Source organism: Streptomyces sp. NPDC047014, assembly GCF_040644195.1.
GTDB lineage: Bacteria > Actinomycetota > Actinomycetes > Streptomycetales > Streptomycetaceae > Streptomyces.
Genome location: NZ_JBEYVX010000010.1, coordinates 94,496 through 113,442 on the forward strand (window position 1 = coordinate 94,496; position 18,947 = coordinate 113,442).

An 18,947-nucleotide genomic window follows, 5' to 3' on the forward strand; every position below is an offset into this window, starting at 1 on the left:
GCGATACTGCCGAGTGAGCCTTACCTCACCACCACAGGCCCGGCGCGAGGTTCTACGCTGGAGGACTGCGCTGCCAAATTGGTCGTCAGTGCTGTCTGCCGAGTGAGGAATGGCCCCAATGCCGGAGTTCGCGTACACCGACCTGCTGCCCCTGGGCGAGGACACCACCCCCTACCGGCTGGTGACCGCCGAGGGCGTGTCCACCTTCGAGGCGGACGGCCGTACGTTCCTCAAGGTCGAGCCGGAGGCGCTGCGCAAGCTCGCCGAAGAGGCCATCCACGACATCCAGCACTTCCTGCGCCCCGCGCACCTCGCGCAGCTGCGCCGCATCATCGACGACCCCGAGGCGTCCGCGAACGACAAGTTCGTGGCCCTGGACCTGCTCAAGAACGCGAACATCGCGGCGGCGGGCGTGCTCCCGATGTGCCAGGACACCGGCACGGCGATCGTCATGGGCAAGCGCGGCCAGAACGTGCTCACCGAGGGCGGCGACGAGGCGGCGCTGTCGCGCGGCATCTACGACGCCTACACCCGCCTGAACCTGCGCTACTCGCAGATGGCCCCGCTCACCATGTGGGAGGAGAAGAACACCGGCTCGAACCTGCCCGCGCAGATCGAGCTGTACGCGACGGACGGCGGCGCGTACAAGTTCCTCTTCATGGCCAAGGGCGGCGGCTCGGCGAACAAGTCCTTCCTCTACCAGGAGACGAAGGCGGTCCTCAACGAGACCTCCATGATGAAGTTCCTGGAGGAGAAGATCCGTTCGCTGGGTACGGCGGCCTGCCCGCCCTACCACCTCGCGATCGTGGTCGGCGGCACCTCCGCCGAGCACGCGCTCAAGACCGCGAAGTACGCCTCGGCGCACTACCTGGACGAGCTGCCGCGCGAGGGCTCCCCGCTGGGCCACGGCTTCCGTGACGAGGCCCTGGAGCAGCAGGTCTTCGAGCTGACGCAGAAGATCGGCATCGGCGCGCAGTTCGGCGGCAAGTACTTCTGCCACGACGTGCGCGTGGTCCGCCTGCCGCGCCACGGCGCCTCCCTGCCGGTGGCCATCGCCGTGTCCTGCTCGGCGGACCGCCAGGCCACCGCGAAGATCACTGCCGAGGGCGTCTTCCTGGAGCAGCTGGAGCGCGACCCGGCCCGCTTCCTGCCGGAGACCACGGACGAGCACCTGTCGGAGTCCTCGGACGTGGTCTCCATCGACCTCAACCAGCCGATGGACGACATCCTCGCGACCCTGACCGAGCACCCGGTCAAGACCCGCCTGTCGCTCACGGGCCCGCTGGTCGTGGCGCGCGACATCGCGCACGCCAAGATCAAGGAGCTGCTGGACTCGGGCGCGGAGATGCCGCAGTACCTCAAGGACCACCCGGTCTACTACGCGGGCCCGGCGAAGACCCCCGAGGGCTACGCCTCGGGCTCCTTCGGCCCGACCACGGCCGGCCGCATGGACTCGTACGTGGAGCAGTTCCAGGCGGCGGGCGGCTCGAAGGTCATGCTGGCCAAGGGCAACCGCTCGCAGCAGGTGACCGACGCCTGCGGCCGCCACGGCGGCTTCTACCTCGGCTCGATCGGCGGCCCGGCGGCGCGGCTCGCGCAGGACTGCATCAAGAAGGTGGAGGTCCTGGAGTACGAGGAGCTGGGCATGGAGGCGGTCTGGCGCATCGAGGTCGAGGACTTCCCGGCGTTCATCGTGGTCGACGACAAGGGCAACGACTTCTTCCAGAACCCGTCCCCGGAACCGACGTTCACCCACATCCCGGTCCGCGGCCCGGGCCTGTCATAACCCAGCCCCTCCCTTGCCCGTAGAGAGCCCCCAGGCGCTTGACGCCCGGGGGCTCTCTGCTGCGCCGTGCCCCTCTCGGCCCGCAGCGGGCCCCAGAAGCTGGCCGGATGGTCGATGCGTCGCTTTCCTGTTGCGGAAACTCGAACCCCTTGCGCCTCATGGCAGTTGGTCGGAAGCATCAACCCAAACACCACACGGGAAGCCAGGGTACGGAGACGTTCCGCGCGTACCCGAACACGGCCATGAGGCGTAGCACGACATTCTCCGAACGGTGGGACAGGTGCGGGAAGTGAGCGGAGACCAATTGGGGGCCGCATTGCGGGCGCTTCGGCAGGCATCCGGGAAGGAGGCCAAAGCCGTCGCCCGTAGTGCAATCATGTCCACAAGCAAGCTGAGCAAGATTGAAACGGCCAAGGTCGCTCCATCCGTCGTGGATGTCGAGCGCATCCTCACAGCAATCGGCGTTCCAGACGAAGTCAAAGAGGAACATCTGGAGATCGCCAGGGCGGCAGCCAAAGAGTCCACGGCCTGGCGCCTTATTCACCGCATGGGGGTCCACAGGGCACAGCAGCGGACGAGAGCACTGGAAGCCCAGACCACACTGCTGCGAACCTTCCAGCCGGCCTTGATTCCCGGCCTGCTCCAGACCACTGAGTACATGCGGGCGATTCTGACGCGGCACGACCTCGGCGAGAACGTATTGTCCCGGACCATCAGTGCCCGGGTGGAACGCCAGCAGGTCCTGTACGACTCGGCCAAGGAACTCCATTTCGTCATCACCGAGCCCGTATTGCGATGGCGCATCGTGTCGGCCGCCAGGATGGCGGAGCAGGTGGACAGGCTTGTCTCGCTTTCACGGTTGCCCCACATCGACCTGCGCATCGTCCCTTTGTCGGAGCGGCAGCAGGACATCGCCAATCATTCATTCGTCATCCGGGACGACAGGACGGTCACCGTCGAAACCGTTCACGCCGAAATCGTCGTGACCGATCCCAGAGACGTGTCGCTCTACGTACGGAAGTTCGAAGGGTTCGCCTCCGGGGCGCTGTCCGGAGATGCCATGCGCGCCATGCTCGAAAGCATCCGGGACGAGCTCTTGCGGGAACAGGAAACGGGCTAGAAATTCGCCGCACCCCCTGGCCACCATGGGCCGTCGATTCCCGGAAAGATCGGTGAAGGGGTGCGCCATGGCAGTCAGCATCACGGAAAGCCCAGTCGTCCTGCGGCGCGGGCGGGAGCTTGTCAGTCCCGGGCTGTTCGAGCGGCTGGGCGTGTTCTGCTCGGAGGAGTACGGGCTGGAGCGGGGTGTGGCCGATCGGGTGATGGATCAGGCCCTCGCGTTCGTGTACGTCCTGGGCAGCCAGAAGGCGTACGACATGGCACCCAGCGAGCGGGTGGACCCCGGCTGGCACGCGTTCATGCTGCACACGCAGGAGTACGCCGCCTGGTGCCAGGAGCAGTTCGGGGCCTTCGTTCACCACGCCCCGAACTCCCGGGTCCGGACGCGTCCGCTCATGGTTTCGGTGGCCGACCGGATCGCGGCCGCCGGGTTCGCCGTGGACGCCCGGCTGTGGGGCGCCGCCGCCGACTGCAACCAGCCCGCCTGCTGCGGCGACGGCGACGGCTGTTGAGCAGCGGCCTCGCCACGGCACGCGGGGCAGGGCCGGATCCGCGCGCCGAGGGTCTGGCCGGGAGCGGCAGAGTCACCGTCTTCGCCCTGTTCGGCGTGGTCGTCGGGTACGCCACGCACCATCTCGACGCACGCCGCATCGGTGACGTGGCGGTCGTCGGCCCGCTGACACCGGGGGTCGAGTGGCCGCGCCTGTGGCAGATGGCCCGTACCTGTGGGCGGCCCACGGCCGGGGAGACCGAGCTGGCCCAGTGGGTGCTCACCCAGGCGACCCGCGCCTTCGTGTGCGGCAGCGGCCGTATCGCGCAGTTCCAGGAGCAGGGGTGGAAGCTGGAGCCGGGCGGAAGGCGCGTCCGCTTCGATGCCACATACGCCAACCGTGACCACCTGTGGACCGGGAACCTGACCGTGGAGGGGCTGTCCCCGGAGCAGGTGGCGGAGCGGCCCACGCTCTACGACGCCTAGCCGCAATCTCCCGTTCCGCCGTCCGGCGGGCTGTGGATGGGGAGGGGTGGGGGTGGCCGGATAACGTCGGGGGATGACGTATACGCAGCTCCGTACCGGTCGCGCCGTGCGCGTGGTCGCCCATCGGGGGGCCTCGCACGAGTACCCCGAGCACACCATCGCCGCCTACCGGCAGGCCATCGCCGACGGGGCCGACGCGCTGGAGTGCGATGTGCGGCTCACCGCCGATCAGCAGCTGGTCTGCGTGCACGACCGGCGCGTCGAGCGGACCTCCGACGGGCGCGGCACGGTGTCGGCCATGACGTACGAGGAGCTGCGCGCGCTCGACTTCGGGGCGTGGAAGGGGGCCGGGCACACCGGTGCCCGCGTGCTGCTGTTCGAGGACCTGCTCCGGGAGGCGCTGGCCGCGCCCCGGCCGGTCGGGCTCGCGGTGGAGACCAAGCACCCGACCCGCGCGGGCGGCCGGCTGGAGGCCGAGCTGGTACGGATGCTCCGCGCGTACGGGCTGGCCGACGGCCGGAGCGGGCTCGTCGAGGTGATGAGCTTCTCGCGGAACGCCCTGGGCCGCCTGCACCGGCTGGCGCCGGGCCTGCCCGCCGTGTACCTGATCGAGCGGCGCCTGCGCCCGGTGCGGCCCCCGTACGCGACCCACGCGGGCCCCGGCATCGATCTCGTACGCCGGGACCCGGGGCTGGTGGGGCGGCTGAAGGCCAAGGGGCTCGCGGTGCGGGTGTGGACGGTGGACGAGCCGGAGGACGTGGAGCTGTGCCTGCGCCTCGGCGTGGACACGATCATCACCAACCGCCCCCGCCAGGTGCGGGAGCAGTTGGACCGTTGGTAGAGCGGGCGAGTGGAGCCTTACGCGAAGCGCTGGCGCGCCGAGCCGTCGCAGGGCTGGAGGCGCAGCGGTTCGCGCGCGGCGGCCACGGTGAGGCACATGCCCGGGGCCGCGGCGGGCCGGATCGTGGCGCCCTCGCGCTGGAACTGCTGGTTCGCCCCGCCGTGGCAGTTCCAGATGATCAGGCCGGTGCCGGAGCCGTAGCGGGCGCCGGGGACGTCCAGGCAGCGGTCGTGGGTGAGTTCGAGGTGGACGGAGCCGCGGGTGCTGTCGTACCACCAGCCCTGGTTGCGGCCGCCGTGGCAGTCCCAGCCGACGACCTTGGTGTCATTGGCGCTGGATCCGCCGAAGGAGTCGAGGCAGGTACCGGTGGCCTCGTTGCGCAGCGGTGCGAACCGGTCGTCCCAGGCCCCGGCCTGGAGGGCGGGCCGGCCGGTGCTCGCAGGGTCGGCGCAGGACGCCTCGCGCAGGCCCGAGTCGTAGAACTGGGTCAGGCAGGCGGCGAAGGCGCCGTGGCCTCGGTAGTTGGGGTGGAAGGACTGGCGGGCGGTGTTCTCGTCCCACGGGAAGTGGTCCCCGAGGTCCAGGTAGAGCCCGCGGGCCCAGGTGTCCTCCATGCAGACCTCATGGCCGTGGAAGAGCCGGGAGTTGTCCAGGTAGAGGGCGCCGGAGGCGCGGGCCGCGGCGCGCATGCCCTTCTCGAAGGCGGGCACGGCCTGGTTGCGGCCCCAGGTGGCGTCGGAGTCGTAGCCGGCGCAGCCGCCGGGGAGCTTGCCGGGGAAGCTCGGATTGTCGTAGAAGTCGGGGCCGATGGGGCTGGGGTAGCCCATGAGGACCAGCTTGTAGTCGCTGTCGGCGTAGCCGGCGCCGCGCATGACCGTCCTCAGGTCCGCGACCGTGGCCTCCACCTTGGGCCGCAGGCCGTCGACGCGGGCCTGCCAGCCGGGGGCGTACTTGGGCTCGCAGGTGCCCTGGCTGAGGACCCAGCGGGTGACGCAGTCGGTCATGACGGGGCCGAACTGGAGGTCGTCGTTGGCGCCGGCGACCAGCAGGACCATCTTGATCCTGGTGTTGCGGGCCTTGATGGCGAGGTTGTCGCTCTGCACGAGCTCGTCGGCGTACTGCTGGCTGCCGCCGATCCGTATGTTGCCGGTGTAGCCGCCGGAGCAGGCCACGTTGAAGGTCAGGTCGGCGGGGATGCCCGTGCGGTGGATGGCCGCGTCGGGCGAGCGGTGGCACTGGTTGGACGGGGTGTTGGTGGCGGGGTCGTAGGTGCCGACGCCCTCGCCCGAGATCTCGCTGTCGCCGAGGGAGATCAGGCCGGTCTTCCGCTCCGCGAGGGGCCGCACGGCCGCGTCCCCGTAGATCCTGACGGCCTCGGCGGCCCGGACCGCCTCCAGCTCGGGCGGGAGCGGGGTGACGGCCGCGGCGGGGGCCGGCGCGGCCTGGGCCAGGGGGGTGACGGCGGTGACACCCCCCAGGGCGGCCGCGATCGCCGCCAGAGCGGCGACGGTGGAACGGAGCACGGGTCTGGTACGGGTACCTGGCATGGACGCCTCCCCGGATCGTGGTGTTACCCACGGTATTTACTGATGGGTAGGGGAGTTGGGAACACTTGCAACAAGAGAATTGCTCAACTTTTTGAGGAGGCCGAGAACATGACCGATGACCAGCGGGCCGACGACAAGCAGGCCGAGCAGCGCGCCGACCAGCAGGCCGAGCACCAGCAGGACGGCGACAAGCAGGCCAGCGGCAAGCAGCCCGAAGCGTTCCGGATCGAGCACGACTCCATGGGCGAGGTACGGGTCCCCGCGCACGCCAAGTGGCGTGCGCAGACCCAGCGCGCGGTGGAGAACTTCCCCCTCTCCGGGCAGCGCCTGGAGCGGTCCCACATCGAGGCCCTGGCCCGGATCAAGGCCGCCGCGGCCGTGGTCAACGCCCGGCTGGACGTCCTGGACCAGGACGTGGCCGACGCGATCCGGACCGCGGCCACCGAGGTGGCGGAGGGCCACTGGGACGAGCACTTCCCCGTGGACGTCTTCCAGACCGGCTCCGGCACCTCGTCCAACATGAACGCCAACGAGGTGATCGCCACCCTCGCCAGCGAGCGCCTGGGCCGTCCGGTGCATCCCAACGACCACGTCAATGCCTCCCAGAGCTCGAACGACGTCTTCCCCTCCTCCCTCCACATCGCGGCCACCGCCGCCGTCACCGGCGAGCTGATCCCGGCCCTGGAGCACCTGGCCGCCGCCCTGGAGCGCAAGGCCACCGAGTTCGCACAGGTGGTCAAGGCCGGGCGGACGCACCTGATGGACGCCACGCCCGTCACCCTCGGCCAGGAGTTCGGCGGGTACGCCGCCCAGGTCCGCTACGGCGTCGAACGGCTGCGGGCGGTCCTGCCGCGGCTCGCCGAACTGCCCCTGGGCGGGACCGCGGTGGGCACCGGCATCAACACCCCGGCCGGCTTCTCCTCGGCCGTGATCGCCCAGGTCGCGGTGGCCACGGGGCTGCCGCTGACGGAGGCCCGCGACCACTTCGAGGCCCAGGGGGCCCGGGACGCGCTCGTGGAGACCTCGGGCATGCTCCGTACGATCGCGGTCTCGCTCACCAAGATCTGCAACGACCTGCGCTGGATGGCCTCGGGCCCGCGCACCGGATTGGCCGAAATCAATCTGCCGGATCTCCAGCCCGGCTCCTCGATCATGCCGGGGAAGGTCAACCCGGTGGTCCCGGAGGCGGTGCTGATGGTGGCTGCCCAGGTCATGGGGAACGACGCCACCGTCGCGGTCGCGGGCGCCTCCGGGAACTTCGAACTCAACGTCATGCTGCCGGTGATGGCGAGGAACCTCCTCGAATCGATCCGGCTGCTCGGCAACGCGAGCCGCCTGCTGGCCGACCGCACGGTCGACGGGATCACCGCGAACGAGGCCAGGGCCAGGGAGTACGCCGAGTCCTCGCCCTCCGTGGTCACCCCGCTCAACCGCTACATCGGCTACGAGGAGGCCGCGAAGGTCGCCAAGAAGTCCCTCGCCGAACGCCGGACGATCCGCGAGGTGGTCCTGGACGAGGGCTATGTGGACCGCGGCGCGCTCACCCTGGAACAGCTCGACGAGGCCCTGGACGTCCTGCGCATGACCCGCCCCTGAACCACCCCTGAACTGCCTCTGAACCAGCCCTGATCCGCCCCTGACCCCCCGTCGGCCCACCCCTCCGGCCCCCGCACCACCGCGTGCGGGGGCCGCGCACAAGGGCGCGATCCGGACGTTTCCCGGACCCGGAACCACCCCCCGCCCCCGCCCCGGACACCCCCAGTGACCTGCACCGCAGCGCATCCGGCGGCCCCCACCCTAAGATCTGCGCATGACAGGTACCTTCAAGCCGGGGAACGGCCCGGCGCGGAGCGCGGACCAGCCGCCCGCCCCCGCGCGCGGCACGCGCTGGGCGGCCGGGGAGCAGATCCTCTGGCGCTACCGCGACCACGCCCCGGGGCCGGAGGGCGCGGTGCACATCTGCCGCCCGGTGACCGTGGTGCGTGACACCGAAGAGCTGCTGGCCGTCTGGATGGCCCCCGGTACCGAATGCGTCAAACCGGTGCTGTCCGACGGCACCTCGGTCCACCAGGAGCCCCTCGCCACCCGCTACACCGCGCCCCGGACCACGGCGCGTTCGCGCTGGTTCGGCACCGGCGTGCTGAAGCTGGCCCGGCCCGGCGAGCCCTGGTCGGTGTGGCTGTTCTGGGGGCCGGGCTGGCAGTTCAAGAACTGGTACGTGAACCTGGAGGAGCCGCTGTCGCGATGGGCCGGCGGGGTGGATTCCAGGGACCACTTCCTCGACATCGCCGTCTACCCGGACCGCAGCTGGGAATGGCTGGACGAGGACGAGTTCGAGCAGGCCCAGCGGGCCGGCCTGATGGACCGTGAGCAGGCCCGCCGGGTACGTGAGGCAGGGCGCGCGGCGGTCGCGGCGATCGAGGAGTGGGGCGCTCCGTTCTCCGCCGGCTGGCAGGACTGGCGGCCGGATCCGGCCTGGAGGATTCCGGCCCTTCCGGACGACTGGGACCGCACCCCGGCGCATATGACCTCATGAGACCCTTGATGCGCCCCAGGGGTTCAAACGTAGGATCGTCATCCACGCGCCGATGCGTGCGGAACCGTGCGGTCGGGCCGCGCGTCTGCAAGTGTCGTGCCGCACGCGGAACATGACCGGAGGTCAGCACACGACGAGAGGCGACGAGGGGGGCGGGGGTCCGCCCGGGGCACTTCCGGCCGCAGGCCGGTGGAGAAGTTTGGGCGGCGACACTCGGGGCGATGGTGCCCGGGCCGCTGAGCGGGTATACCGCGACTGACCGAGTTGAGTGCAGCGCACATCGAGCGCAAACGGACGGAAATCCACGCGTGACGGAGTACCCCACCTCGCAGGAGGGCCCGCAGCCCGCCGCCTCCGGCGGAGGTACGGACGAGGCCGGCCACGGCAAGGCGCCCCTCGCGGCCACCGAGGCCGTACGCACGCATGCCGCGGGCGCCGGTGGCGGCGCGGCGTCGGACCCGGAGGCCGCCGCGGCCGTGGACGCCCGCGCGGCCCGGTCCGCCGCCGGTCCGGCCGGTCCCGGCGGTCCGGCCGGTCAGGGCGGTCCGGCCGGTCAGGGCGGCCTCCCCCGGCCCCGCCGCGACGCGGCCGCCCCCGGCGAGCTGCCGGGGACGGGGCAGCCCGGCCAGGGCGCGGCCCGCCCACGGCCCGGTACGAGCGCCCTCGACGCCTCCCTCGGCCCCGCCGGGCACGGCGGCCCCGCGGAGACCCCGCGACCGCGCACCGGAAGCGGCGGCGGCACGGCAAGCCCCGCAGGCACCACAAGCCCCGCGAGCCCCCCAGGCCCCGCCCCCACCGCCGACGGCGAAGGCCCCGCGGCCGGCACCCTCGCGAGCGGTGCGGGCGGCGGCGGAGGCTCCGTACCCGCCCCGGGCGGCGCCGACTCGGCCGCGCGCCGCGAGGCGGACCGGCTGCGGTTCGTCGGGGCGGCCACCCGGCGGATCGCCCGCGGCATCGACCTGGACGAGATCGTGCTCGGCCTGTGCCGGGCGACCGTACCGACCTTCTCCGACGCCATCCTGGTCTATCTGCGCGATCCGCTGCCCGTCGGGGACGAACGCCCCGTCGGCCCGGTCGTTTTAAGGCTGCGCCGCACCGACCGGCTCCGGCCGATCGACGATCTCACCGACATCAGCAGCACGATCGGCGCGGGGATGGACCTCGCCGGGGCCGCGGGGGCCACCGGCGAGCTCGATTTCAGCCAGCTGCCGCTGGTCGGCCCGCAGGGTGACCTGCCCGCGGCCGAGCTCTGCGAGATCCGGCCGGGCGGCGCGCTCGCCGAGGTGCTGCGCGGCGTACGGCCCGTCTTCGGGTCCTCCCCGGCGGCCCGGCCCGCGCTGCCCGAACTGCTCGGCCTGGAGCATCCGCTGCCGCGCGGCAACCGGGCCGTGCTCGCGCCGCTGCGCGGGCGCCGCCGGGTGATCGGCGCGGCCGTGTTCCTGCGCAGCCCGGAGCGGCCCGCGTTCGAGCCGAACGACCTGCTGGTCGCCGCCCAGCTGGCCACGCACACCGCGCTCGGCATCGACAAGGCCGTGCTGTACGGCCGTGAGGCGTACATCGCCGACGAGCTCCAGCGCACCATGCTGCCCGACGGCCTGCCCCAGCCCACCGGGGTACGGCTGGCCTCGCGCTACCTGCCCGCCGCGGAGACGGCCCGGGTGGGCGGCGACTGGTACGACGCCATACCGCTGCCCGGCAGCCGGGTGGCGCTGGTCGTCGGGGACGTCATGGGCCATTCCATGACCTCCGCGGCGATCATGGGCCAGCTGCGCACCACCGCGCAGACCCTGGCGCAGCTGGACCTGCCGCCGGCCGAGGTGCTGCACCACCTGGACGAGCAGGCGCAGCGCCTGGGCTCCGACCGCATGGCCACCTGCCTGTACGCCGTCTACGATCCCGTCGCGCACCGGATCACCATCGCCAACGCCGGCCATCCGCCGCCGGTGCTGCTGCATCTGGGCGGCCGGGCCGAGGTGCTGCGGGTGCCGCCCGGCGCGCCGATCGGTGTCGGCGGGGTGGACTTCGAGGCGGTGGAGCTGGACGCGCCCGCCGGGGCGACGCTGCTGCTGTACACGGACGGGCTGGTGGAGTCCCGGCTGCGGGACGTGTGGACGGGCATCGAGCAGCTGCGGGAGCGGCTGGCCACCACCGCGCAGCTGACGGGGCTGGACCATCCGCCGCCGCTGGAGGCCCTGTGCGACGACGTGCTGGACATGCTCGGGCCGGGTGACCGGGACGACGACATCGCGCTGCTCGCGGCCCGTTTCGACGGGATCGCGCCCAGCGATGTCGCGTACTGGTTCCTGGACCCGGAGGAGACCGCCCCGGGCCGGGCCCGGCGCTTCGCCCGCCGGGCGCTGACCCGGTGGGGTCTGGAGGAGCTGAGCGATTCGCTGGAGCTGCTGGTGAGCGAGGTGGTCACCAATGCCGTCCGGTACGCGGAGCGGCCGGTGACGCTGCGGCTGCTGCGGACGGACGTACTGCGCTGCGAGGTCGGTGACGACTCCCCGCAGCTGCCCCGGCAGCGCCGGGCCCGGGACACCGACGAGGGCGGCCGCGGGCTGTTCCTGGTGAACCGGCTGGCGCGGCGCTGGGGGGCGACCAGGCTCAGCAGCGGCAAGGTGGTCTGGTTCGAGCTGCCGCTGCCGCCCGCGCCGGCGCCCGAGCGGCGCTGACGGCCACGCCCACCCGCGGACGGGAAAAGACCGCCGCCCCGCAGCCTTCTCGGCTGCGGGGCGGCGGTCTTCGTCAGTGGCCCTGGCTGTCGGACAGTATCGGCGGGTCCGGCGGCTTGGGCCCGCCGGTCTTGGTGGCCGTCGGCGTCGGGGAGGTCGTCGCGGTCGGCGAGGTGGTGGTCTTCGTCGGCGTCGGGGACTGGGTGGGCGGGGTCGCGGACTGGGTCGGCGAGGTGGTGGCGGCCGGCGGGCTGGAGGACGGGGTCGGCGACGGCGTCGGCGAGGTGCTGCGCGACGGCGTCTGTACGGCGCCCATCTCGGCCTCGGTCAGCTGGAACGAGCCGGTGTCCGCGCCCTTGAGGGCGGCCAGGGTGTAGGCCCGCCAGATGGAGGCGGGGAAGCTGGAGCCGCCCGCGCGGCCGAGGCCGGCGGTGCCGGTCAGGGTGACCTGGCTGTGGCTGTTGGGGTCCTCGCCGAACATCGCGACGACGGTGACCAGCTCCGGGGTGTAGCCGGTGAACCAGGCGGCCACGTTGGACTCGGTGGTGCCGGTCTTGCCGCCCGCCTCGTAGGCGCTGCTGCGGACCTTGTTGCCGGAGCCGCCCTCGTCCTCGACGACGCCCTGGAGCACCTTGGTGACGGTGTCGGCGGTCTTGCGGCTGACGGCCTGGCTGCCCACGCCCTGCTGCGGGGTGAACTCGCGGTCCTTGTGCTCGGCCTTCTTGATGATGGTCGGCGTGACCTTCTTGCCGTGGTTGTCGAAGGTGGCGTAGACGCCGGCCATCTCCACGGTGTTGGCGCTCATGGTGCCGAGGGCCATGGCGGGCTTGTCCTCGGGCCAGCCCTCACGGTCCTGCATGCCCAGTTCCAGGGCGGTCTTCTTCACGTTGGGCGGCTTCACGTCCACGATCATCTGCGCGTAGACGGAGTTCACCGAGAAGTTGGTCGCCTCCTGGACCGTCATCATCGGGTTGCCGTAGTTCGTGTTGTCCTGGTTCTGCGGGTTGAACGGGATCTTGCTGCCGACGACGGGGCGCTTGCTGGTGCCGTCGTAGAGCGCGTTCGGGGTGATCGGCTTGCCGTCCTGGGTGTTGGAGGCGTTCTCCAGGGCGGAGGCGAGCACGATCGGCTTGAAGGTCGAGCCCGGCTGGTAGTCGGTGCGCAGGGCGTTGCTCGCGGACTTCTCCTCCATGCCCACGCCGCCGTACATCGCGACGATCGCGCCGGTCTTGGGGTCCACGGAGGTGGCGCCGGCCTGGACGCTCTGGTCCTGGGGGCGGCCCTTGGTGTCCTTGCGGTCGAGCTTGGACTCCAGCTCGTCGTGGACGGCCTTCTCCAGCGCGGCCTGCTTGTTCTTGTCGGCGTTGAGCACGATGTTCCAGCCGCCCGCCACGATCATGGCGTCGGTGATGCCCTGCTTGTTCAGCTCGTCGTTGGCCGCCTGGATCAGGTAGCCCTTCTGCCCCTCCATGCCCGGACGGGGCTTGGGCTTGATGGGCGGCGGAAGCGTCATGGTCTTGCGCTTCTCCGGGTCCAGCTTGCCCATCTCGACCATGTTGTCGAGGACGGCGTTGAAGCGGATGTTGACCAGCTTGGTGCCGTTCGGGCCGGCCGTGGCCAGGTCGTACTGGCTGGGCGCCTGGATGACGGAGGCCAGGTAGGCGCCCTGCTCCAGGGTGAGCTGGCCGGCGTCGACCCCGTAGAACGCCTGGGCGGCGGCCTGGATGCCGTAGGCGTTGCGGCCGTAGAAGTTGGTGTTCAGGTAACCGGCGAGGATGTCGTCCTTCTCCATGCGCTGGTCGACCTTGAGGGAGATGACGAGCTCGCGGAGCTTGCGGGTCGGCGACTGGTCCTGCGTCAGGTAGTAGTTCTTGACGTACTGCTGGGTGATCGTCGAGCCGCCGGCGGTGCCCTTGCCGCGGACGGTGTTGAACAGGCCCCGGGCCACGCCCACGAGGTCGACGCCGCGGTCCTGGTAGAAGGACTTGTTCTCGATCGCGATGAAGGCCGTGCGGACGTCCGGCGGGATCTTGTCGAGCCCGACGATCTCACGGTTCATCTTGCCGGTGTTGGCCATGATCGAGCCGTCCGACCACCGGTAGGTGTTGCTCTGCAGGGTCGCCTGCTTGTTGGGGTCGGTGGGCTCGTTCACCGAGAAGTAGAGGACGACCGCCGCGGCCATCATGAGCAGGATCATCCCGAAGAACACGCCGAGGATCTTCTTCCAGGTGAAGAAGCGGCGTATGCCGGTGCGCTTCTTGGCGCCTCCGCCTCCCTTGGCGCCCTTCGCGCGTCCGCTCGGCGCCCGCCGCGCACCGCGCTGCTGCTGCGCCTTACGCGCTTCTGCTCGGCCCATCGCTCCCGCTCCGCTCGATAACCCCCCGACGTCAACTCAGAAAGCTAACACCGCAGGCTGTGACTAAGATTGGCCAATCCCAATTAATACCGGTCAATTCGGACGTGAGAATCAGCACCCACGTCACAGGAACCGACGCTCACATAAGCCGATGGGTTGCTCAGACGCAAAAAAGTGATATCACTTTGCTAGGCGGTTCACTCGACCGCACGCAGAGAAACGGGGCGAACCATGACAAACCAAGCGGCCGTACCGGCGGGTATACAGGAGTTCAGCGCGCGGAGCGTGGGCGGAGGACTGGCCCTACTGCTGGGCCTGGCAGGCGTGTTGGCGGGCGGCGGGCTGACAGCGGCCGGCGCCGTCACCTCGGGGGCCGCGCTCAAGGCGGTGCTGTTCGTCGCGGGCGCGCTCGTGACCGTCGGCTCGCTGATCGCCATGGGCGGGCTGAACATGGTGGCGCCGGGCGAGGCCCGCGTCGTCCAGCTCTTCGGCCGCTACCGGGGCACCCTGCGCACCGACGGGCTGCGCTGGGTCAACCCGCTGACCACCCGCGAGAAGATCTCCACCCGCGTCCGCAACCACGAGACGGCCGTCCTCAAGGTCAACGACGCCTACGGCAACCCGATCGAGCTGGCGGCGGTCGTGGTGTGGCGGGTCGAGGACACCGCGCGGGCCGTCTTCGAGGTCGAGGACTTCACGGAGTTCGTCGAGACCCAGACCGAGGCCGCGGTACGGCACATCGCGATCGAGTACCCGTACGACGCCCACGAGGAGGGCGGTCTGTCGCTGCGCGGGAACGCCGAGGAGATCACCGAGAAGCTGGCCGCCGAGCTGCACGCCCGCGTCGACGCGGCCGGGGTGCAGATCATCGAGTCCCGGTTCACGCACCTCGCGTACGCTCCTGAGATCGCCTCCGCGATGCTCCAGCGCCAGCAGGCGGGCGCGGTCGTGGCGGCCCGCAAGCAGATCGTCGAGGGCGCGGTGGGCATGGTGGAGCTGGCCCTGACCCGCCTGGCGGAGGAGGAGATCGTGGAGCTGGACTCGGAGCGCAAGGCGGCGATGGTCTCCAACCTGATGGTGGTCCTGTGCGGCGACCGCGCCGCCCAGCCGGTGCTCAACACGGGGACCCTCTACCAGTGAGCCCCGCCGGCGAGGAGAAACCGGCGGGCCGCCCGGCCCGCAAGCAGGTGCTGCTGCGCCTGGACCCGCAGGTGCACGACGCGCTGGCACGGTGGGCCGGCGAGGAGCTGCGGAGCGCCAACGCGCAGATCGAGTTCCTGCTCCGCCGGGCCCTCGCCGAGGCCGGCCGGCTCCCCTCCGCCCCGGGCCCCCTCCCCCGCCGGGGCCGCCCCCCGAAACCGCCGGAGTAACGGCCGCACCGGCCGCCGTACCGACCGCCGCCCCCGTGCCCCGCACGGGGGCGGCGCCGTGTTTCCGCCCGCGGGACACCGGCCGGGGCCCGCTCCCCGCCCTCTATACACTCGACGTATACACCGCGTGTATAGTCGCCGCCATGTCCATCGGTCACACCCTTCTGGGCCTCCTAGAGGCCGGCCCGCGCCACGGTTACGACCTGAAGCGGTCCTTCGACGAGAAGTTCGGCCACGACCGCCCCCTCGCCTACGGGCAGGTCTACTCGACCATGTCCCGCCTCCTGAAGAACGGCCTCGTCGAGGTCGAGGGCATAGAGGCCGGCGGCGGTCCCGACCGCAAGCGCTACGCCATCACCGACGCCGGGATCACCGACGTCGAGAGCTGGCTCTCGCAGCCCGAGAAGCCGGAGCCCTACCTCCACTCGACCCTCTACACGAAGGTCGTGCTCGCCCTGCTCACCGGCCGCCGGGCCGACGAACTGCTGGACACCCAGCGGGCCGAGCACCTGCGCCTGATGCGCCTGCTGACCCAGCGCAAGCGCAAGGGCGACATCGCCGACCAGCTCATCTGCGACCACGCCCTCTTCCACCTCGAAGCGGACCTGCGCTGGCTTGAGCTCACCGCGGCCCGTCTCGACCAGCTCGCGCGGGAGGTCCGCGGATGACCGCCCCGGCCGGCTCCCTCCTCACCGCCACCGGCCTGCGCAAGGCGTACGGTCCCACCCGCGCCCTGGACGGCGCCGAGTTCTCCGTGCACCCCGGAGAGGTCGTCGCCGTCATGGGCCCCTCCGGCTCCGGCAAGTCGACCCTGCTGCACTGCCTGGCCGGGATCGTCCCCCCGGACTCGGGCTCCATCACCTACGCGGGCCGCGAGCTCACCTCCCTGAGCGACGCCGAGCGCAGCGCCCTGCGCCGCACCGAGTTCGGCTTCGTCTTCCAGTTCGGGCAGCTCGTCCCGGAGCTGACCTGCGTGGAGAACGTCGCCCTGCCGCTGCGGCTGACCGGCGTCCGCCGCAAGGAGGCCGAGCGCACCGCCCGCGGCTGGATGGAACGCCTCCAGGTGGACGACCTCACGGCCAAGCGCCCCGGGGAGATATCCGGCGGCCAGGGCCAGCGCGTGGCCGTGGCCCGCGCGCTCGTCACCCAGCCCCGGGTGATCTTCGCCGACGAGCCCACCGGGGCGCTGGACTCCCTCAACGGCGAGCTCGTCATGCAGCTGCTCACCGAGGCGGCCCGCTCCGCGAACGCCGCCGTCGTCCTCGTCACCCACGAGACGCGGGTGGCCGCCTACTCCGACCGTGAGATCGTCGTACGCGACGGGAAGTCCCGGGACATGGAGCGGTTCGTATGAGCCGGCTCCAGCTCTGGGCCCGCGACCTCGCCATGGGCACCCGCTTCGCCTTCGGCGGCGGCCGCGAGGGGTGGATCCGTACCACGCTCACCGGTGTCGGCGTCGGCCTCGGCGTCGCGCTGCTGCTGATCAGTACGGCGATCCCCGGCGCCCTCGCCGCCCGGTACGAGCGCGGCGACGCGCGCTCGACGATCAGCTCCGAGAGCGCGGACGCCCCCGGCCCCGACACCCTGCTCGTCACCCGCATCAGCCAGACGTACCGCGAGCAGGACATCGAGGGCTACGCGCTGCGGGCCGAGGGCCCCGAGGCGCCGCTGCCGCCCGGCCTGGAGAGGATCCCGGCCGCGGGCGAGCTCGCCGTCTCCCCCGCCCTGGACGAGCTGCTGAGATCCCCCGGCGGCGCCCTGCTGCGCGAGCGGCTGAGCGGGCCGGTCACCGAGGTGATCGGCGCTCCGGGGCTGACCGGTCCCGGCGAGCTGTTCTTCTACCTGGGCAGCGGCACCCTCACCAAGAAGGGCCCCACCGACTACCGCGTCGACCGCGTCACCACCTTCGGGCACGAGGCGGACCGCGACGGGCTCGACCCGGTCCTGATGCTGATGGTGGTGCTCACCTTCGTGGCCCTGCTGGTGCCCGTGGCCGTGTTCATGGCCACCGCCGTCCGCTTCGGCGGCGAGCGGCGCGACCGGCGGCTCGCCGCGCTGCGGCTGGTCGGCGCCGACAGCAGGTCGGTGCGCCGGATCGCGGCCGGTGAGGCGCTGGCCGGCTCCCTGGCCGGGCTGGTGCTGGGCGCCTGCTTCTTCGCCGTCGGCCGCTCCCTGGTCGGCAGCGTCGACCTGCGCCAGCGCAGCGTCTTCCCCGCCGATCTCGACCCCTCGCCCGTGCTGGCCGCGCTGGTGGTCGTCGCGGTGCCCGCGGCGGCGGTGGCCGTGACCCTCTTCGCCCTGCGCGGGGTGGTCATCGAGCCGCTGGGGGTCGTACGGACGACCCGCCCGGCCCGGCGCCGCGTCTGGTGGCGGCTGCTGCTCCCGGTGATCGGGCTGGGCCTGCTGCTGCCGCTGAGCGGACGCGGCACGGAGCACGGCCGGTTCAACCAGTACCAGGTCGGCGCGGGCGTGGTGCTGCTGCTGGCCGGGGTCACCGTGCTGCTGCCCTGGCTGCTGGAGCGCTGCGTCTCCCGGATGTCCGCCGGCCCGGTCTCCTGGCAGCTGGCCGTGCGCCGGCTCCAGGTGGACAGCGGCGGCGCGGCGCGGCTGGCCAGCGGCATCGCCGTGGCCGTCGCCGGGGCCATCGCCCTGCAGATGCTCTTCGCCGCTGTCGAGGGGAACTACACGCGCTCGACCGGCGAGGACCCGAGCCGGGCCGCCGTCGCGGTCCTGGTGCGCGAGGGCTCGGAGGCGGGCATGGACGGCCTCGCGCAGCGGATCGCCGCCGTGCCGGGCGTCACCCGCGCGGTCCCGCTGACCTCCATGGTGGCGTCCCGCCAGGTGCCCGCGGAGGACGAGACGGTCCAGGTGACCGTCGGCACCTGCGACGCGCTCCGCGAGGTCGCCACGCTCGACTCCTGCGCGGAGGGCGACGCCTTCGTCCTCACCGGCCCCGTCGCGAAGGGCGGCTACGACGGCACGGCCGCGCCCGGCGACGAGCTGTTCCTCGGCGGCATCCGGCAGTTCGCCTCCGAGCTGCCGGAACCTGCCGGGCGGACCGAGCGGGCCGCCCCGGTGAAGTGGACGGTCCCGGCGGGCGCCCGTACGGTCCCCAGCCGCAAGGACCCCTCCGGGGAGGTGCGCGGCGGGCTGCTGGTGACCCCGTCGGCCGCGCCGAAGGCGACCGATGGGTTCCCGAACGCGCGGATCTTCGTACAGGTCGACGAATCCGGGCCGGACGCCCTGGACCGGGCGCGGAACGCCGTCTTCGCGACGGACCCGTTCCTGACGGCCATGACGCTGCGGGAGCGCACCCAGTCCGCCGGGTTCTCCTCGGTCCGCACCGGGCTGTTCTTCGGCGCGGCCGCCGTGCTGGTGCTGATCGGCGCGAGCCTGCTGGTCTCCCAGCTGGAGCAGCTGCGCGAGCGCCGCAAGCTGCTGTCCGCGCTGGTGGCCTTCGGGACCAAGCGCTCCACGCTCTGCCTGTCGGTGCTGTGGCAGACGGCCGTGCCGGTCGCGCTGGGCCTGGTGCTGGCGGCCGCGATGGGCACCGCCCTGGGCTCGGTCCTGATGGCGATGGCCGCGACGCAGGTGCGGATCGACTGGGCCCCGGTGCTCGGGATGACGGCCGTCGGGGCGGGCGTGGTCGGCGTGGTGACCCTGCTCGGCCTGCCACCGCTGCTGCGGATGATGCGCCCGGACGGCCTGCGTACGGAGTGACGCCGGCCGGCCCCGGTCCCG

15 protein-coding genes are annotated in these 18,947 nt (G+C 71.9%); 13 read left to right on the forward strand and 2 right to left on the reverse strand.

Features of this window, described 5'->3' with window-relative positions; genetic code table 11:
* Window positions 1–118 precede the first annotated feature (118 nt).
* From ABZ873_RS09475 to ABZ873_RS09495, 5 genes are all read left to right on the forward strand, one after another.
* Window positions 119–1,786, forward strand: a complete 1,668-nt coding sequence (locus tag ABZ873_RS09475) for a fumarate hydratase (RefSeq protein WP_360867731.1) — start codon at window positions 119–121, stop codon at window positions 1,784–1,786.
* 289 nt (window positions 1,787–2,075) lie between these two features.
* Window positions 2,076–2,906 (forward strand): helix-turn-helix transcriptional regulator, encoded by an 831-nt coding sequence (locus ABZ873_RS09480; protein ID WP_360867734.1) that lies wholly within the window; start codon window positions 2,076–2,078, stop codon window positions 2,904–2,906.
* Window positions 2,907–2,973: 67 nt separating this feature from the next.
* Window positions 2,974–3,417: a hypothetical protein gene (locus ABZ873_RS09485; RefSeq protein WP_360867736.1), complete on the forward strand. Its 444-nt coding sequence runs from the start codon at window positions 2,974–2,976 to the stop codon at window positions 3,415–3,417.
* The gene (locus tag ABZ873_RS09490) at window positions 3,414–3,881 is read left to right on the forward strand and encodes a hypothetical protein (RefSeq protein WP_360867739.1); all 468 of its coding nucleotides are present in this window, start codon (window positions 3,414–3,416) and stop codon (window positions 3,879–3,881) included. The genes ABZ873_RS09485 and ABZ873_RS09490 overlap by 4 nt, the downstream gene beginning before the upstream one ends.
* 73 nt (window positions 3,882–3,954) lie before the next feature.
* Window positions 3,955–4,722, forward strand: coding sequence for a glycerophosphodiester phosphodiesterase (locus tag ABZ873_RS09495; RefSeq protein ID WP_360867742.1), 768 nt, complete (start codon window positions 3,955–3,957; stop codon window positions 4,720–4,722).
* Between the two features lie 17 nt (window positions 4,723–4,739).
* Here the strand turns inward: ABZ873_RS09495 and ABZ873_RS09500 are convergent, their stop codons facing one another.
* Window positions 4,740–6,269 carry a ricin-type beta-trefoil lectin domain protein gene (locus ABZ873_RS09500; RefSeq protein WP_360867745.1) on the reverse strand — a complete coding sequence of 510 codons (1,530 nt, stop codon included), beginning with the start codon at window positions 6,267–6,269 and terminating at the stop codon, window positions 4,740–4,742.
* Window positions 6,270–6,377: 108 nt separating this feature from the next.
* Between ABZ873_RS09500 and ABZ873_RS09505 the strand changes: the two genes are divergently transcribed.
* The 3 genes from ABZ873_RS09505 to ABZ873_RS09515 all read left to right on the forward strand — a co-directional run bounded on the left by ABZ873_RS09505 (window position 6,378) and on the right by ABZ873_RS09515 (window position 11,480).
* A complete protein-coding gene (locus tag ABZ873_RS09505) occupies window positions 6,378–7,865 on the forward strand; it encodes a class II fumarate hydratase (RefSeq protein WP_360867748.1) in 1,488 nt (495 codons plus the stop codon).
* Between the two features lie 214 nt (window positions 7,866–8,079).
* Window positions 8,080–8,805: a DUF402 domain-containing protein gene (locus ABZ873_RS09510; RefSeq protein ID WP_360867751.1), complete on the forward strand. Its 726-nt coding sequence runs from the start codon at window positions 8,080–8,082 to the stop codon at window positions 8,803–8,805.
* A 308-nt stretch (window positions 8,806–9,113) separates the two neighbouring features.
* Window positions 9,114–11,480, forward strand: coding sequence for a SpoIIE family protein phosphatase (locus ABZ873_RS09515; RefSeq protein WP_360867754.1), 2,367 nt, complete (start codon window positions 9,114–9,116; stop codon window positions 11,478–11,480).
* Between the two features lie 73 nt (window positions 11,481–11,553).
* Here the strand turns inward: ABZ873_RS09515 and ABZ873_RS09520 are convergent, their stop codons facing one another.
* Window positions 11,554–13,836 carry a transglycosylase domain-containing protein gene (locus tag ABZ873_RS09520; RefSeq protein ID WP_360867757.1) on the reverse strand — a complete coding sequence of 761 codons (2,283 nt, stop codon included), beginning with the start codon at window positions 13,834–13,836 and terminating at the stop codon, window positions 11,554–11,556.
* Window positions 13,837–14,067: 231 nt separating this feature from the next.
* Between ABZ873_RS09520 and ABZ873_RS09525 the strand changes: the two genes are divergently transcribed.
* From ABZ873_RS09525 to ABZ873_RS09545, 5 genes are all read left to right on the forward strand, one after another.
* Window positions 14,068–14,976, forward strand: a complete 909-nt coding sequence (locus ABZ873_RS09525; protein WP_360867759.1) for an SPFH domain-containing protein — start codon at window positions 14,068–14,070, stop codon at window positions 14,974–14,976.
* On the forward strand, window positions 14,973–15,206 hold the full coding sequence (locus ABZ873_RS09530; RefSeq protein WP_360867762.1) for a hypothetical protein: 234 nt from the start codon (window positions 14,973–14,975) through the stop codon (window positions 15,204–15,206). Before ABZ873_RS09525 ends, ABZ873_RS09530 begins: the two co-directional genes overlap by 4 nt.
* Window positions 15,207–15,349: 143 nt before the next feature.
* Complete coding sequence (locus tag ABZ873_RS09535) at window positions 15,350–15,874, forward strand: PadR family transcriptional regulator (protein WP_360867765.1); 525 nt, start codon at window positions 15,350–15,352, stop codon at window positions 15,872–15,874.
* The gene (locus tag ABZ873_RS09540) at window positions 15,871–16,560 is read left to right on the forward strand and encodes an ABC transporter ATP-binding protein (RefSeq protein WP_360867768.1); all 690 of its coding nucleotides are present in this window, start codon (window positions 15,871–15,873) and stop codon (window positions 16,558–16,560) included. The genes ABZ873_RS09535 and ABZ873_RS09540 overlap by 4 nt, the downstream gene beginning before the upstream one ends.
* The gene (locus tag ABZ873_RS09545) at window positions 16,557–18,926 is read left to right on the forward strand and encodes an FtsX-like permease family protein (RefSeq protein WP_360867771.1); all 2,370 of its coding nucleotides are present in this window, start codon (window positions 16,557–16,559) and stop codon (window positions 18,924–18,926) included. The genes ABZ873_RS09540 and ABZ873_RS09545 overlap by 4 nt, the downstream gene beginning before the upstream one ends.
* Window positions 18,927–18,947: the final 21 nt, after the last annotated feature.

Bases quoted from the DNA above. Each gene is read 5' to 3' on its own strand.
- ABZ873_RS09485 (WP_360867736.1), top strand. From the start codon at position 2,974: ATGGCAGTCAGCATCACGGAAAGCCCAGTCGTCCTGCGGCGCGGGCGG.
- ABZ873_RS09520 (WP_360867757.1), bottom strand. From the start codon at position 13,836: ATGGGCCGAGCAGAAGCGCGTAAGGCGCAGCAGCAGCGCGGTGCGCGG.
- ABZ873_RS09475 (WP_360867731.1), top strand. From the start codon at position 119: ATGCCGGAGTTCGCGTACACCGACCTGCTGCCCCTGGGCGAGGACACC.
- ABZ873_RS09510 (WP_360867751.1), top strand. From the start codon at position 8,080: ATGACAGGTACCTTCAAGCCGGGGAACGGCCCGGCGCGGAGCGCGGAC.
- ABZ873_RS09505 (WP_360867748.1), top strand. From the start codon at position 6,378: ATGACCGATGACCAGCGGGCCGACGACAAGCAGGCCGAGCAGCGCGCC.
- ABZ873_RS09495 (WP_360867742.1), top strand. From the start codon at position 3,955: ATGACGTATACGCAGCTCCGTACCGGTCGCGCCGTGCGCGTGGTCGCC.
- ABZ873_RS09535 (WP_360867765.1), top strand. From the start codon at position 15,350: ATGTCCATCGGTCACACCCTTCTGGGCCTCCTAGAGGCCGGCCCGCGC.
- ABZ873_RS09540 (WP_360867768.1), top strand. From the start codon at position 15,871: ATGACCGCCCCGGCCGGCTCCCTCCTCACCGCCACCGGCCTGCGCAAG.
- ABZ873_RS09545 (WP_360867771.1), top strand. From the start codon at position 16,557: ATGAGCCGGCTCCAGCTCTGGGCCCGCGACCTCGCCATGGGCACCCGC.
- ABZ873_RS09500 (WP_360867745.1), bottom strand. From the start codon at position 6,269: ATGCCAGGTACCCGTACCAGACCCGTGCTCCGTTCCACCGTCGCCGCT.
- ABZ873_RS09525 (WP_360867759.1), top strand. From the start codon at position 14,068: ATGACAAACCAAGCGGCCGTACCGGCGGGTATACAGGAGTTCAGCGCG.